Below are 14275 nucleotides of genomic sequence, written 5' to 3'. Positions count from 1 at the left end.
TGGACCACGACCACCGTGGCCACCAGACCGCCTGTGAAGACCGCAACGCCGCTTGCCGTCGACATCATGCTTCTTCCTCCTTTGGGCGCTCTCTCTGTCCGGAGCGCTCCGTTAACGATCGATCAGAACATGAAGCGCGCGGCGAGGCCATAGGGTTCAAGAACACGGGTATGCAATTCTCCGTGCTCGGCAGGTCACGGCGCAGCCCACAACCTAAAGACGTTATAAACCAAGCTTGTAAGAGGCCCAGCAACCTTATGCGGGTACTTGGGCGGGGCTATTTCACGCGCAGGATTGGGGTTTGCGCTGGATGCGTGGCTCTCGAAACCTCGCGTCCATTCTGCGACCGCCGACGTCAGGAGCACGCGCCGTGCCCATCTCCTACCTCTCGACCGCCCAGATCTCTCAGCTGTCGCTGACGCGGATTACGCACCTGTCCACGACCCAGGTCGGCGGCATGTCGTCCACGCAGGTCGGGGCGCTCACCACCCAGGCGGTGGCGGCGCTGGACACCACCCAGGTCGGCGCGCTGACCGCGGGAGAGGTGCGCGGGCTGACGGCGACGCAGATCCCGAGCTTCTCGAACGTCATCGCCTTCGCGCCCACGCAGCTTCAGGTGCTGAACGCCCAACAGCTGGATGCGCTCACCAGCGCCCAGGTCATCGCGCTCGGCTCGACGCAGCTGGGGGCGCTGAGCGCGACCCAGGTCGGCTCCCTCACCGTCACCCAGGTGTCCGGCCTGAGCGGAACCCAGTTCCAGGCGCTCAGCAGCACCCAGGTCGCGGGCCTCAGCGCCAGCCAGGTCGCGGGCCTGTCCACGACCGAGGTCGGCGTGCTGAGCCAGACCCAGCTTTCCGCCATGACCGCAGTGCAGATCGGCGCGCTCAGCGGTTCGCAGGCCCAGCAGCTCTCCGCCGGCCAGGTCGGCTGGCTCTCGGCCACGCAGGTCGGCGGCCTGGCCGCCCCTGCCCTGTCCAATGTGCTGGGCGCCTATGGACCGACGCTGTCCACCACCCAGACCGCCGGCCTGACCACCACCCAGTTCGGCGCGATGAGCACCACCGACTTCGGACAATTGGGCGCCAGCCACATCGCCGCCCTGGCCGTCTCGCAGATCGGCGCGCTGACCGGCGAGGAGTTCTCGATGCTCACCGCCACCGAGGTCGGCGGCCTGGCCGCCACCCAGATGAGCGGCCTCACCGCCACCCAGGCCGGCGCCCTGAGCGCGTCCGACTTCGCAAAGTTCACCACCACCCAGGTGGGCGCGCTGTCGGCGGCGCAACTGGGCGCGGTGTCGGCCACCAACCTCATGAGCCTCGACAGCAGCCAGATCGCGGCGATCGACGCGACCCATATGCAGGGGTTGAGCGCCACCCAGCTGGGCGGGCTTTCCGCCACCGACGTCGCGCGCTTCTCGATCACCCAGATCGACGAGCTGGCGCCCAGCCAGATCGGGGCGCTCGCCCCGGCCGTCCTGGCGTCGCTGGACGCCACCACTATGAGCTCGCTCAGCGCCAGCCAGATCGGCGGCCTGTCGCCGTTCCAGGTGCACAGCCTCACCGCCACCGAGATCGGCGAGCTCACGTCCACGCAGGTCGGGGCGATCACTCCGGCTCAGATCGGCGCGATGACCAGCACGGCGGTGGGCGCGCTGTCCACGACCCAGGTCACCGCGCTGAGCGCGTCGCAGGTCGGCGCCCTCACCAAGGCTGACCTCGCCGTCCTCGACACCACCCAGGTGGCGGTGCTCTCGAAGACCCAGCTGGGCGGCCTGACCAGCGGGCAGGTCTCGGCGATGACCGCGACCGACTTCGGCCGCCTGGCCACGACCCAGATCGCCGCACTCTCCGGGCTCCAGCTCAGCAGCGTCGCCACCACCGTCATCGCCGGCCTGACGACGACCCAGGTGGACGCCTTCACCACCAGCCAGATCCCCAGCCTGACCACCAGCCAGGTGCAGGTGCTGACGACCACGATGATCAACTCGCTGAGCGCGGCCCAGATGAACGCCTTCACCTTGCAGCAGGCGCCCTACCTGCCCTGACGCACGAAGGCATGCGACGGCGCGCGCCGGTCGCTAAGCGCCTCGCCTCCGACCTGCGGTCCAGGATCACGCAGGACCAAGCGACGGGTCGAGGGCTCCGACAGCGGCCGAGGCTTCGGTCGGACTCCTGGCCCTCTGCCAGGGCGCCAAGCCTTTGATCGTCCCCTTGGACAGGATCCAAACCAGGGCGAGCGCCGCGCTGAGCACAAAAAACCGAGGCTCGTAATCGGGAAACATCAACAGATGCCCAGCGACGAACAATATCGGAACAACCAGCAGGGCCGTAGACTGGATGTCCTTCCTGCACACCATGAGCACGTACCTTGCGAGACGGGATATCGGTGGAATTCTCCAGTCCCTCAATAAAAGCGCGCAGACGAAATATATGGCGACCACATACGCGATGGAATTGCTGCTGGAAATCATATCGTAAATTGCGGCAACGTAAGGCCGTATATAGTCCATCCAGTTCGACGACGGCGTCAGTTCGGCTGGATAGGGCGTAGCGGCGACCACGGAATGATTAAATAGCGTCAGCCATCCATAGTTTCCCGAAAATTTGTTGATCGAAATATACGCCAACAGCGCCACAGCGGCCGATATTATTGATGCCGCACGCCTTTCCCGAACAAATTCAACCGCCAAGACCAACATTGAAATCAATATGTAGTCCGTCCTCATGGCCGGCAATATAGCCGCCAACAGGAATACCATCCGACTACGCTTCAAAAGCGCCAATATGCACAGCATGCCGGCGAACACTGCAAGCGAATCCGCCGACGACGTTTTGGCCAACTCGGAGACGCCACTGCCCATTACGATGAATGGAAGCGCGAGAAAGTGAACGTTGGCGATGTACAACACCCTGCTAAGCACCACGATGCCAAGGGCGGAAAATACCGAACTCACGATATAGGTCGACTTGCTATAACTATCCACAACATGACCGACCAACCTCAACAGTTCAATATAGACGATCTTGATCGAATAGAATGGGATCTGCTCTGTAAGAGCCTTTGGATCAGAATATACTGTCTTTCGGTAATTGCTCTCAACCAGGTTCCCCGGGTGGTCACCTTCCGTCAGAGTCTTGAATTTGTCGTCGCTAACATCCGCTCGTACGTCAGCGTAGGTTCTAGACGAAAGCTCTTGCCCGCGAAGTCCGTCTAGCTGATAGGCGGAGGCGACGTATGCAATTATATCCCAATCTTGACTAGGTTTCTTAATTCCGACCAGAAGGACACATGCTACAGTAACACACAACACGACCCAGCTAACTGCGGTCGATAACGACGACATTTGTCGCATGTTAATCTCCATAGCAAATCTGATATAACGATAATCTTCATCTCAGGCTTTCCCCCAAAAGACCTTGGCGTACTAAATCAGGCAGTTTGCTCAAGATGACTTCCGGCGCAAGCCCACTGATCAGACCTGATCTTGGATCTTGCATTCGAGAGCTTCACCTTGAGTGCGCAGCGCAGATGAACACCTTCACCTTGCAGCAAGCGCCCCACCTGGCATGACGGCAGAACGCGGCGGCGGCAGTCGCACCAACAGGGCCGGCCCAGGCCTGCGCGGCGCACCGCGATCCCGACCTTGCGCCCGACTTTCACGTCACCTTGACTAAGATGAATGTTGCGCGCCTCCGATTTTGGCGTTAATCCGCTTATCATGAACAACGTTCTGCCACGTCGCCCCTATCGCCAGTCCGCCCGCGCCCGCGCGGCGGAGGAGACCGGCGAGCGCATCCTCGACGCCTTCTCCGCCCGCCTTCGCGACGGTTGGTTCGACGAGATCCGCCTGGAGGACGTCGCCGCCGCGGCGGGCGTGACGGTCCAGACGGTGATCCGCCGCTTCGGCGGCAAGACCGGCCTGCTCGAAGCCCAGGGCGAGCGCCTGAGCACCGAGGTCCAGGGGCGGCGCGACGTTTCGCCCGGCGATATTGAGGGCGCCATCGAGGCGCTGCTCGACGACTACGAGGCCTCCGGCGACCTGGTGATGCGAAGCCTTGCCCAGGAGGACCGCCACCCGGCGATCCGCCGGCTCACCGAGCTCGGCCGCGGCTACCACCGCGCCTGGCTGGACGCCGTCTTCGCGCCGTGGCTGGCGGAGCTGTCGGCGGACGAAGCGCGGCGGCGCACCGACGCCCTGGTCGCCGCCACCGATGTCTACCTGTGGAAGCTTATGCGCCGGGACATGGCGCGCCCGCTGCCGGAATACCGCCGGCTGGTCGAAACCCTGGTGGCCGCCGCCCTGGCCGCCGCCCCTGGAAAGGAAACCTCGTGATGGCGCCCCTGCTCCAACCCCAGTCGTTCCTGATCGCCACCTGGGAAGGCGGCGGCTCGGTTCCGCCGGCGCTGACGGTGGCGCGCAAGCTGGTCGAGCGCGGCCATGCCGTGCGGGTGATGAGCGACGCGTGCAATGGCCCGGAAGCCTTGGCGACCGGCGCCGCCTTCACGCCGTGGACCAGGGCCCCCAGTCGCGCGGACCGCACCCGCGCCAGCGAGTTGCTGCAGGACTGGCGACACCCGGGACCCGACGGGTTGCGCCAGACTCTCGACGCCCTATGGACCGGTCCGGCCTTGCGCTACGCCGAGGACGTCATCGAGGCGCTTCGACGTGATCCCGTGGACCTGGTGGTGACCAGCGAGATGCTGTTCGGGGTGGCGGCCGGTTGCGAAGCGGTGGGGCAGAGGTTCGCCTGCCTGGCCGCCAACCTGAGCCTCGTCCCCATTCCAGGCGTCCCGCCCTTCGGGCCCGGCCTGGCGCCGGCCAAGACCGAGGAAGACCGGGCGCTGCACGGAGAGATCGCCCAATTCACCGTCAACCTGTTCGATCACGGCTTGCCGGCGCTGAACGCCGCGCGCGCCGGCCTCGGGCTGGCGCCGCTGCCGCACACGCTCGACCAGCTGGAGGCGGCGGAACGGACGCTGCTCGCCACGGCCCGCGCCTTCGACTTCGCGCCGGACCAGCTCCCCGAGCGCATCCGCTACGTCGGGCCGCAGCTGGACAACCCCGGCTGGGCGGAGCCCTGGACGTCGCCCTTCCCCGCGGACGATCGCCGGCCGCTGGTGCTGGCGGGGTTCAGCACGACCTTCCAGAACCACGCCGCGGTCCTGCAACGGATCATCGATGCGGCGGCCGCGCTGCCGGTGCGGCTGGTGGTGACACTCGGCGGAAGCATCGCGCCGGACGAGCTCCGCCCGGCCGACAACACCCGCCTGCTGGCCAGCGCCTCGCACGATGCGGTGATGCGCGAAGCGGCCCTGGTCGTCACCCACGGCGGTCATGGCACGGTGATGCGGGCGCTGATCCACCGCCGGCCGCTGCTCGTGATCCCACACGGACGCGACCAGAACGACAACGCCATCCGGGTGACCGAGCGCGCCGCTGGGCTGTCGCTCCTGCCGGACGCCGGTGAGGCGGAGATCCGCGGCGCGCTCCAGCGCCTGCTGGCCGAGCCCGCCTTCGTCGCCGGGGCTGAGCGCCTGGGCGCGGCCGTGGCGCACGAGGCCGCAAACTCCCCCGTCGTCGAGGAGCTGGAGGCCCTGGTCGGCGCCGCGACCAGCGAGGCGCCACAGCTCTGTCCCGCCTGAACGGTCGACGGCCGATCTTCCTTCGCGGGAGGCCAGGTCCGCTTCCCCGCAAAGGGGCGACGGAGCGGCATTTCCGCCGGGAGCGTCCGCAGGCGCTTGAGGGGGCGGCGCAAGGCGGCCTATGGGTGGCCGCTCTTGTCGCGCGGAGGTTCCAAACGGAGATGTCGTGCCATCCGCCCGGGCGGCCCCTCCATCCGGACGTCGTCGTCCCATGCTGAGGCTGCGACGCCGTAGCCTGGCCTCGATCAACGCCGAGCTCCGCGACGGGGTGATCCCGGCCTCCGAGGGCCTGCGCCGCGTGGCCGACGTGACGCCCGCCGCCGGGGGCGGCCAGCCGCACAACTACCGCACCGTCGCCCTGATCATCGCCTGCGCCCTGTTCATGGAGGGGATGGACGCCACGGTCCTGGCCACCGCCCTGCCGGCCATGGCCCGCGACTTCCACGTGCCGGTCACCCACCTCAGTTCGGCGCTGACGGCCTATCTGCTGGCCCTGGCGATCTTCATCCCCGCCAGCGGGCGCTTCGCCGATCGCTTCGGCGCCAAGACGGTGTTCCGGCTGGCGATCCTGGTGTTCCTCGCCGGCTCGCTGCTCTGCGCCCAGGCGCGCGACCTGCCGTTCCTGATACTCGCGCGGTTCCTGCAGGGCGCCGGCGGGGCGATGATGATCCCGATCGGCCGGTTGGTGCTGCTGCGCAGCGTCCGCAAGGAGGACATGGTCGCGGCCACCTCGTGGCTGATCATGCCCGCGCTCGTGGGGCCGATCATCGGCCCGCCGCTGGGCGGCTTCATCATCACCTACCTGGACTGGCGGTGGATCTTCTACCTGAACCTGCCGGTGGGCCTGCTGGGCGTGGTGCTGGTCACCAAGTTCATCGCCGAGGTGCGGGGCGAACGGCCGGTGCGGGCCGATTTCCTCGGCTTCATCCTCTCCGGGGTCTCCCTCGGCTGCCTGCTGTTCGGCTTCGAGATGACGAGCCGCTCGGGCGAGCTTCGCGGCGCCGCAGCGCTGATCGCCGTGGGCCTGGTAACCGGCGCGCTCTACGTGCGCCATGCGGGCCGGCGCCAGGATCCGATCCTCGACCTGTCGCTGATGCAGATCCCCACCTTCCGGCTGTCGGTGATCGCCGGCTCCCTCACCCGCATCACCCAGGGGGCGCAGCCGTTCCTGCTGCCGCTGATGCTGCAGGTGGGGTTCGGGATGAAGGCCTCGAGCAGCGGCGCGATCACCATCGCCGGGGCCATGGGATCTCTCGGCATGAAGTGGCTGGCGCCCGGGCTGCTGCGGCGGTTCGGATTTCGCAGAAGCCTGGTGGTCAACGGCCTGCTCGGGGCGGCCGGCTATGCGGTCTGCGGGATCCTGCGGCCGGACTGGCCCCTGCCCGTGATCTTCGGCGTGCTGATGGCGAGCGGCTTCTTCATGTCGTTCCAGTTCACCGCCTACAACACCATCGCCTACGACGAGATCGACCCCGGCCGGATGAGCGCGGCGACCAGCTTCTACGCCACCTTCCAGCAGCTGATGCTGTCGCTCGGCATCTGCGTCGGCGCGGCCGCCCTGCACCTGGCCATGGCGCCGTCCGGGCGGATAACGCCGCAGCCCGGCGACTTCACCGTGGCCTTCCTGGTGGTGACGGCCATTTCGGCGTCGGCGACCATCTGGAACCTCAAGTTCTCGAAGACGGCCGGCGAGGAGATGAGCGGGCGGGTTCCGCGGTCGCCGCAGGGCCAGGTCGCCCAGGAGCAGACCGCCAAGTCCTGATCAAAGCCGGGCAGCGTCCAGCCGCCGGCCTCGGGAACGATCAGGGCCTGAGGATGCCGCCGTCTCCCGGCGTCGAAGGCAGGTGACCGCGGTCGGGCGACGGAGCCACTCAAGGTTCCGCTCGTTGTGGTTGGGCTAGAAGCTTTCGAGAGTGACGCCATGAGGGGACGAGACGTCCGCGCGATCCTGTTTTGCGTCTCCACGACGGTGGCGCTGGTGGTGGTCTCCTACGCGGCGTTCCACAGTTTCCTGGCGACGCTGGCCCTCACCGCAGCCTACGACGTCTGGCTGCTGACGCGGCCGCGGATGGTGCGGCTGTTCCGCCGCATGCGGGGCGATCCGGACTGGAGCGGCTACTTCAAGAACGACTAGGCGCGGGTGATCACCAGTTCGCCCCCCACGCCGGGCGGCGCACGGCGCCATTGCGCGCCACGACCGGCCTGCAGGATGCCGCGCTGGCCGTCGTCCAGGCGCAGGGCGGTCAGCACGCCGGTCTCATAGGCGCCGGTGTCCACGCCGATCCGGTTCTCCAGCATCTGGGGATCCTCGCCGATCCAGGTGTGGCCGTGGACGATGATCTTCTCGAAGGCCTGAGGGGCGTCCAGGAAGCCCTCCCGGATCCACAGCAGGTCCCGCTCGGTCTGGGCCTTGAGCGCCGTGCCCGGCCTGATCCCGGCGTGGACGAAGGCGTAGTCGCCGATGATCGCCATCAGTTCCAGCCGTTGCAGGAGCCGCAGGTGCGAGGCCGGCATGGCTTCCAGCAACTCGTCGCGGGCCCGCACATAGGCTTGCGGTCCCTTCACCGGGTCCGGCGGCGCGACCCCGTAGGAGGCCAGGGTCTCGACCCCGCCGAACCGCAGCCAGCCGGAGCCCTCCTCCGGCGAGTCCACAAACGCCAGCAGGCCCTGCTCGTGGTTGCCCTTCAGCAGGTGGGTCTCGATATCCTCCCGGCGCTGCAGCCACAGCATGGTCTCCAGCACGCTGGTCGATTGCGGCCCGCGGTCGATGTAGTCGCCGAGGAAGATCAGGATCGGCCGCCGCCCCTTGGCCCGTCCGGCGTAATCGCGGGCGACCGCCGCCAGAAGCTCCTTGAGCAGCTCGTATGAGCCGTGGATGTCGCCGATCGCGTAGACCAGCTCGCCGGCTGTGCCGCCGCCGCCGGGGGATCGGCGCGGGGCTCGTTCTGGCTTTGCCATCATGATCGCTCCGAAGCGCGCCCGGCCCGTTGGCGCCGGGTCATGCGCGTCAGGTCCCTCGTCAGAGTGTCATAACGATCGATCACGTGGCCGGGGTCCCGCGAGGCGCGCGGCCGCAAGTCGGCCCAGGCGCTGCGGTACGAGACCAGGACCGACCGGGAGACCCCCGCGCGGCTGGCGCTGGCGTAGGCGGTCCGCAGCCGGCGGTCGGCGGCGATGACCGTGGGATAGGCGCAGCGCGCCAGGGCCCCGCCCTTCAGGCGCCGGCACTTCCAGGCTGGCGACCGCGCGACGGCCTTTCGGGGCGCCAGCTGCGAGCCTGCAGGGCGCACGGCCGCCCGCTGAACGGGAGGACCGGCTTCGAAGGCCGGCGTCGGCCATGGGAGGGACCGGCCGACGGCCGCCGCCTCGGGCGCATCGGCGTTGGCCGTGGAGATCGGCTGCCGCGCTGGCGTGGCCGTAGCCGCGACCGCAGCGTGGGCCGGCTGGAAGGCCGGCGACTTGACCACAACCGATCCGAACGAGACCCCCACCAGCGCCGCGGCGCAGAGCCCGCCCAGGGTCGCCACCCTGCCCGCGCGGCGGCCGTGCGACGCCGCCAGGATCGTGCGGACGCGGCTCCCGCCGCGGGCCCGCGGCGGCGGATCGGCCGGCGCCGCAACAACCTCGCTGAAGATCTGCTCAAGCTCGGCCGACACCGACCGCGACAGCTCGCGCCGTCGTCGGGACGCCACCGATGCCGGCGGCGGGTCCATATCGTCAGGACCGGGGGGCTGCCGCCCGTTGTCGGACCTCATGGTCAATCCAATTCCACGCAACGCCGACGCCAGGTGCGGCTGCAGCTAAATGACCACGGCCGCACTTCGATCCCACGAACCCGGTGCGCACGCGTCGGGAGCTCTCGGTCCGCGCGGTTCAGGCGACGGCGAGCGCCGGCTTGTAACGATCCACCGCGTCGGTGGCGCTCATGGCGTACACATCGATGATCGCCGGGCGTTCCATGTCGAGGTTGAGCTTCGCAAAAACCGGAGCAAGGCGGTCGGTCATGAACGCCTCGAAATCCTCGCGCGTGTTCCACACGTCCGCGACGCAGATCCCGTTCTCGTCGAAGCCGCAGGTGTGCGTCATGGCCCCGGGGGGCGGGCTCCTTTCGAGATCGAGCTGCTCGATGATGGCGTCATACTTCGCGCGATCGACGCGCGATGAGCGAAACAGGGCCATAATGGGCATGGCGGCCTCCGTTCACGGGGGTGAGTCAGGGATGGGGTCCGTGGGCATCATAGGCCCGAGGCGCCGCGGGATAATTGTCCCGGGTCACCACTCTGAAGAATCCCGGTCGTCGCCGGCTGCCCGCCCCCGACGCATGGGGCCGTCTCGCCCGATCAGCCGCCGCCCGGCCGCCCCAGTTTCCGCCACAGGCTGACGAGCCGATCCAGGCCAACGGCGCTGGATTCGGCGGCCTCCGCGAAGCTTCGGCCGCAGCGCAACAGCGCGAGCGCGGTCTTCTCCGAGAGGTCGAGCTCCGGCGGCGGCTCCGGGAGGCCGGCAGCGACCCGGCGCGGGCGATTTTCATTGGCGGCCGTCAGCGCCGCGCCGCGATCCACGCCATCCCCGGCGGTCCAGGGAACATCCGGGCCCATGCGTCACCTCTCCGGTTGTTCGCAGCCCGCCTTAATCTGTCCGTCCTCGATCCGGTTCGCCGTAGCGGCGCCGTTTTTTGCCCGCCGTCAGCCGGAAGGCGGCTCGGCGCGCCCCAGGTGACGTTCGGCGATGTCTATGGCTTCGGCTTCGCGTTTGATCCGGCTGACGTTGAGCCGGATCAGGCACTCGGCGGCCGGATCCTGCGCCCTCGCCTCGTCCAGCAGCGGCTGCCAGGCCTGGTCCGACAGGTCGTTGGTGCCGCCGACGTGCAGCACCCGCCAGCCACCCGCCTCGAGAGGGACGGCGATCAGGTAGTTCACACCGATCCGCCGCTGCAGGTCCTCCTCCTCCAGGCGGGTGAAGGTGTAGCTCTGGCCGGAGTCCCCGAGGATCTCGATGCGTCGCCTCATGAATGCCTCCTCATGGCAGAGCGGTCATAGATTGGCGCAGACCGCAACGGATCCAAAGCCATCGGCGCGCGAGCAGGCTAAACTTCGACCTCGCGCCGGCGGATCCACGGCGACGTGCGGAACGCCCAGGCGTCGCCCGCCGGCCGCCAAACCCAGAACAGTGCGGCCTCTGCCCCGGGCGCCAGCCTTTTCACCCACCGGCGGAACTCTTGCGACAAAAGCCTGATTTGGGCGGCCAGATCTGCGGGCTCTAACGGCCCGCGCTCGAGGACGCTCGCAATGGCGGCGCAGGCAGAACGGCTGAACGACGACGGTGGCTGGCTTTCTCGGCAGAGCCGCCGGCGGGCGTCCGTCCGTGAGGAGATCGGCATGGCCGCCGGTCAAACCGCATGCGGCTAACACAGCGCTCGGCCACACCACGCATGAATAACAACAACAACGTCAAGAATGTGACGCCGGTCAATGCGCCACCCCCGGTTCAACGATGATGTCGGACTTCCTATACAACCCCATTATTGTATGGCCGAGCTTTGCTATGCACTGCTGTTTTCGGCCGTGAACTGTGATCGGCCACATGACTGACCAGCAGAAGATTATCTCGGACGTCCTTTTCGAGGACATTTCGATTCTTCCGAGACAGGGGGCGAAGCGTCTGTTCGACGCCACGCTGGCTGCTTTCGCCGCGCTCATCCTTCTGCCGCTTTTTCTGTTGATCGCCGTCGCCATATTTATCGAGGACGGCGGCCAGATCCTGTTCCTGCAGGAGCGGACCGGCCTCGGCGGACGCAAGTTCAGGCTCTACAAGTTCCGGTCGATGAGGGCGGCCGCGCCCCAGCCGATCGCGCCTCGACCGGCCGCCGGCGAGCCGGAAGGCCCGACGCTCGCGGAGCCCGAATTGCGCCAGGCGACCCGGGGCGACGCGAGGGTGACGCGGGTCGGCGCAGTCCTGCGACGGCTCAGCTGGGACGAACTTCCGCAACTCCTCAACATCCTCAAGGGCGACATGTCGCTCGTCGGCCCGAGGCCCCATGCGGTCAGCCACGATCGCATCTGGGCGGCCGAAGTTCCGAATTACGGCGCCCGCTTCCGGGTCCGCCCCGGCCTGACCGGCTACGCCCAGGTCAACGGATTCCGCGGCGAGTTGCGGGACGCCGACAGCCTCGTGGGCCGCGTGCAAGCCGACAACTTCTACATCGATAACTGGAGCCTGCTGCTGGACATGAAGATCATCATCATGACTGTGCCGGCGTTGTTCCACGATCCCAACGCTTATTAGTACCTCGAGAGCGACCAGGACAGATCACCCCCGCTGTAATGCCGCCCGTAGATTGGAGTGTAGCGTGAATATACTTCATGTTTGCGAGAGCCTTCCCGGCGGCCCGGCCAGTTATCTTGACGAGATCCTGCCGGCGCAGCGCAAGCGCTTCGGCGAACGCAACGTTGTGCTGCTGGCCCCCGCCTCGCAGATGGAGCATCTGGCCCAGTCGGGCGGTTCCGACGTGGTCGGATATCCCCGGACGGGGCGAAACCTCTCGAGCCTGGCTCGCCTGGCCGTCGCCTTGCAGCGACAGCTCGCCCGGCAAAGGCCGGACATCCTCCATCTCCACAGTTCGCTGGCCGGCGCGATCGGCCGCCTGGTGGCGAGCACGACCGGATTTCAGGGCCGGGTCGTCTACTGCGCGCACGGCTGGGCGATAGACCCCGGCCGGCCCAGCAGGGGGCGCGATCTGTTTCGGCTGGCAGAGCGCGCCCTCTATCTCGCCACCGACGCCATCATCAACATATCGCCGCACGAGGACGCCTTCCTGCCCGCGGCGTGGCGGCGGAGCGGAAAGGTGCGGCTCATTCCCTCCGGGATCGCCGCGGCGCCGGCCGAAGCCCAGCCGGCCGAGCCTCGCCCTTGCGACGGGCAGGAACCTGACCAGCCCATGTGCTGGCGGCTGCTGTTCGTGGGGCGCACCGACTACCAGAAGGGCTTCGATCTTCTCCTGCAGGAGATGGCCCTCCTCAGCTCGGCGCGACTGGTGGTCGCGGGCGGCCACGTGGTCGAGGCCACCCGCGCGTTGGCCTGCCCCCCCAATGTGGCGATCCTCGGCTGGCTGCAGCGATCCGGGGTCCGCGAGCTGATGGCCAGGGCGGACTTCGTGGTGATGCCCTCGCGCTGGGAGGGCATGCCGCTCGTGGCCCTCGAAGCCATGCGCGCGGGCAAGCCCGTGATCGCCAGCGCCGGCGGTCCGTTCCCGCACATCATCGACCATGGGCGCACCGGCCTGCTGGTCGACACCCGCGAACCCGGCTTCCTCGGCCGCGCCCTGGAGGGCCTGGCCCGGGAGGATGCGGTCCGAATGGGCGCGGCGGCGAGCGAGGCCTTCGAGCAGCGCTTCACGTCCGCCACCATGAACGATCAACTGTTCCGCCTCTACGAAGAGCTTCAAAGCGCGCCGCCGGCGCGGGTTCGCCTTTCAGGCCTGGCGCACCCGGCGCCGCTCGCGGGGGGGTGAGCCATGAACCAGGGCGCTGACCGACTGGCCTGCTGCATGCCCCTGCGCGACCCGGGGCCCGAGTTGCTGGAGACCTTGGCCTCCTTCGAACGGTGCGAGGCGAAGCCCTTCCTGATCGTCGTCGACGACGGCAGTGCGGTGCCGGTGGAGATCGACTTCGCCCGCTTCGGGCTCGACGGAATGGTGTTCCGGTTCAAGGGCAAGGTCGGCATCTCCACCGCCCTGAACACCGGGCTGATCCTGGCGCTTGGCCTGGGGTTTCAGATCATCGCCCGGATGGACGGGGACGACCTGAACCATGCCGCGCGCTTCTCGAAACAACTCGCCTACCTGGACGAGCACCCCGAGTGCCTGGCGGTGTTCGGCGGCGCGGACCTCATCGACGAGGGCGGCGCGCTCACCGGCAGCCGCACCCCCCCTGTCGATCCGGGCCGCCTGCTCCGCGCCATGGCGATGAACAATGTGCTGATCCATCCGACGGCGGCGTTCCGGGCGGAATACATCTCCCGCATCGGGCTGTACTCCGACGCCTTCCCGCGCGCGGAGGACTACGACTATTTCATGCGCGGCCTCGCCGCGGGCGTGGTCCAGGTGATGAACACGCCGCTCATCAGCTATCGCCTGCGCCAGGGCAGCGTCTCGTTCACCCACTACCGCCAGCAGCTCACCTCGCGGCTGCGCGTCCAGTGGCGCTACCTGCGGCTGTTCGGCGCCGCAGGCTGGATCGGCATGGCGCGGACCCTGGGCCTGCTGCTCGCCGGCTACCTGCTGCCTGTGCGCGCCGTGGGCGCGCTCCGCCGGCAGTGGTCATACGCCTTCGGTCCGGGAGCCAGGACCCTGCGCCGGGCGGGCTCGTCGGCGGCCGATGCGGCGGGACACCGCAGCGTCAACGCCTAGGCTGGGTTCGCACCCGCCGATCGCGCGCCCTGGCCGCCGCTTGGCGCCGGGCGCCCATTGCAGAACCGCGTCGCCGGGCGTGTCATGGCCCCGCTCGCCTGGCGTCCAGTTCCGCCGGGCGGCGCGCGCTGCTGCGACAGATGAGGAGCACGCCGGCTTGGCACAGACCTACTCTCCGAGCGCCGCGAGGGCTTTGCGTGGCGCGGCTCTCCGCAGAGTCCTTCT

14 protein-coding genes are annotated in these 14275 nt (G+C 68.1%); 8 read left to right on the top strand and 6 right to left on the bottom strand.

What is annotated here, in order from left to right; genetic code table 11:
• The first annotated feature begins 370 nt into the window (after positions 1-370).
• A complete protein-coding gene (locus DJ021_RS13490) occupies positions 371-2044 on the top strand; it encodes an ice nucleation protein (protein ID WP_111458040.1) in 1674 nt (557 codons plus the stop codon).
• A gap of 66 nt (positions 2045-2110) precedes the next feature.
• Here DJ021_RS13490 and DJ021_RS13485 read toward each other — a convergent pair whose 3' ends face one another.
• Complete coding sequence (locus DJ021_RS13485; protein ID WP_133255016.1) at positions 2111-3343, bottom strand: hypothetical protein; 1233 nt, start codon at positions 3341-3343, stop codon at positions 2111-2113.
• A gap of 375 nt (positions 3344-3718) precedes the next feature.
• On the opposite strand from DJ021_RS13485, the gene DJ021_RS13480 reads away from it, so the two are divergent.
• The 4 genes from DJ021_RS13480 to DJ021_RS18730 all read left to right on the top strand — a co-directional run bounded on the left by DJ021_RS13480 (position 3719) and on the right by DJ021_RS18730 (position 7777).
• Complete coding sequence (locus DJ021_RS13480) at positions 3719-4333, top strand: TetR/AcrR family transcriptional regulator (protein WP_165837215.1); 615 nt, start codon at positions 3719-3721, stop codon at positions 4331-4333.
• On the top strand, positions 4333-5643 hold the full coding sequence (locus DJ021_RS13475) for a nucleotide disphospho-sugar-binding domain-containing protein (RefSeq protein ID WP_111458037.1): 1311 nt from the start codon (positions 4333-4335) through the stop codon (positions 5641-5643). The genes DJ021_RS13480 and DJ021_RS13475 overlap by 1 nt, the downstream gene beginning before the upstream one ends.
• A 211-nt stretch (positions 5644-5854) precedes the next feature.
• Complete coding sequence (locus DJ021_RS13470) at positions 5855-7405, top strand: MFS transporter (RefSeq protein WP_207801845.1); 1551 nt, start codon at positions 5855-5857, stop codon at positions 7403-7405.
• A gap of 159 nt (positions 7406-7564) precedes the next feature.
• A complete protein-coding gene (locus DJ021_RS18730) occupies positions 7565-7777 on the top strand; it encodes a hypothetical protein (protein WP_133255015.1) in 213 nt (70 codons plus the stop codon).
• Here the strand turns inward: DJ021_RS18730 and DJ021_RS13465 are convergent.
• From DJ021_RS13465 to DJ021_RS13445, 5 genes are all read right to left on the bottom strand, one after another.
• Entirely contained in the window at positions 7774-8604 is an 831-nt protein-coding gene (locus DJ021_RS13465) for a metallophosphoesterase family protein (protein ID WP_111458036.1), read from the bottom strand. The genes DJ021_RS18730 and DJ021_RS13465 overlap by 4 nt on opposite strands.
• On the bottom strand, positions 8601-9299 hold the full coding sequence (locus tag DJ021_RS13460; RefSeq protein ID WP_111458035.1) for a hypothetical protein: 699 nt from the start codon (positions 9297-9299) through the stop codon (positions 8601-8603). Before DJ021_RS13460 ends, DJ021_RS13465 begins: the two co-directional genes overlap by 4 nt.
• Positions 9300-9516: 217 nt before the next feature.
• On the bottom strand, positions 9517-9831 hold the full coding sequence (locus DJ021_RS13455) for a hypothetical protein (protein ID WP_111458034.1): 315 nt from the start codon (positions 9829-9831) through the stop codon (positions 9517-9519).
• Positions 9832-9983: 152 nt separating this feature from the next.
• On the bottom strand, positions 9984-10241 hold the full coding sequence (locus tag DJ021_RS13450) for a hypothetical protein (protein WP_111458033.1): 258 nt from the start codon (positions 10239-10241) through the stop codon (positions 9984-9986).
• Between the two features lie 87 nt (positions 10242-10328).
• Entirely contained in the window at positions 10329-10652 is a 324-nt protein-coding gene (locus DJ021_RS13445) for a hypothetical protein (protein ID WP_111458032.1), read from the bottom strand.
• Between the two features lie 574 nt (positions 10653-11226).
• On the opposite strand from DJ021_RS13445, the gene DJ021_RS13440 reads away from it, so the two are divergent.
• From DJ021_RS13440 to DJ021_RS13430, 3 genes are read left to right on the top strand one after another with little or no spacing between them, the layout of a single operon-like run.
• Positions 11227-11928, top strand: coding sequence for a sugar transferase (locus DJ021_RS13440; protein ID WP_111459104.1), 702 nt, complete (start codon positions 11227-11229; stop codon positions 11926-11928).
• 52 nt (positions 11929-11980) lie between these two features.
• Complete coding sequence (locus DJ021_RS13435; protein ID WP_111458031.1) at positions 11981-13153, top strand: glycosyltransferase family 4 protein; 1173 nt, start codon at positions 11981-11983, stop codon at positions 13151-13153.
• A gap of 3 nt (positions 13154-13156) precedes the next feature.
• Positions 13157-14050, top strand: coding sequence for a glycosyltransferase (locus tag DJ021_RS13430; RefSeq protein ID WP_111458030.1), 894 nt, complete (start codon positions 13157-13159; stop codon positions 14048-14050).
• Positions 14051-14275: the final 225 nt, after the last annotated feature.

The sequence above is a fragment of the Phenylobacterium hankyongense genome (genome assembly GCF_003254505.1).
GTDB lineage: Bacteria > Pseudomonadota > Alphaproteobacteria > Caulobacterales > Caulobacteraceae > Phenylobacterium > Phenylobacterium hankyongense.
This window is presented reverse-complemented; position numbering and strand designations above follow the sequence as displayed.

Bases quoted from the DNA above. Each gene is read 5' to 3' on its own strand.
- DJ021_RS13430 (WP_111458030.1), top strand. From the start codon at position 13,157: ATGAACCAGGGCGCTGACCGACTGGCCTGCTGCATGCCCCTGCGCGAC.
- DJ021_RS13440 (WP_111459104.1), top strand. From the start codon at position 11,227: ATGACTGACCAGCAGAAGATTATCTCGGACGTCCTTTTCGAGGACATT.
- DJ021_RS13485 (WP_133255016.1), bottom strand. From the start codon at position 3,343: ATGTCGTCGTTATCGACCGCAGTTAGCTGGGTCGTGTTGTGTGTTACT.
- DJ021_RS13475 (WP_111458037.1), top strand. From the start codon at position 4,333: ATGGCGCCCCTGCTCCAACCCCAGTCGTTCCTGATCGCCACCTGGGAA.
- DJ021_RS13450 (WP_111458033.1), bottom strand. From the start codon at position 10,241: ATGGGCCCGGATGTTCCCTGGACCGCCGGGGATGGCGTGGATCGCGGC.
- DJ021_RS13480 (WP_165837215.1), top strand. From the start codon at position 3,719: ATGAACAACGTTCTGCCACGTCGCCCCTATCGCCAGTCCGCCCGCGCC.
- DJ021_RS13470 (WP_207801845.1), top strand. From the start codon at position 5,855: ATGCTGAGGCTGCGACGCCGTAGCCTGGCCTCGATCAACGCCGAGCTC.
- DJ021_RS13465 (WP_111458036.1), bottom strand. From the start codon at position 8,604: ATGATGGCAAAGCCAGAACGAGCCCCGCGCCGATCCCCCGGCGGCGGC.
- DJ021_RS13445 (WP_111458032.1), bottom strand. From the start codon at position 10,652: ATGAGGCGACGCATCGAGATCCTCGGGGACTCCGGCCAGAGCTACACC.
- DJ021_RS13455 (WP_111458034.1), bottom strand. From the start codon at position 9,831: ATGCCCATTATGGCCCTGTTTCGCTCATCGCGCGTCGATCGCGCGAAG.
- DJ021_RS18730 (WP_133255015.1), top strand. From the start codon at position 7,565: ATGAGGGGACGAGACGTCCGCGCGATCCTGTTTTGCGTCTCCACGACG.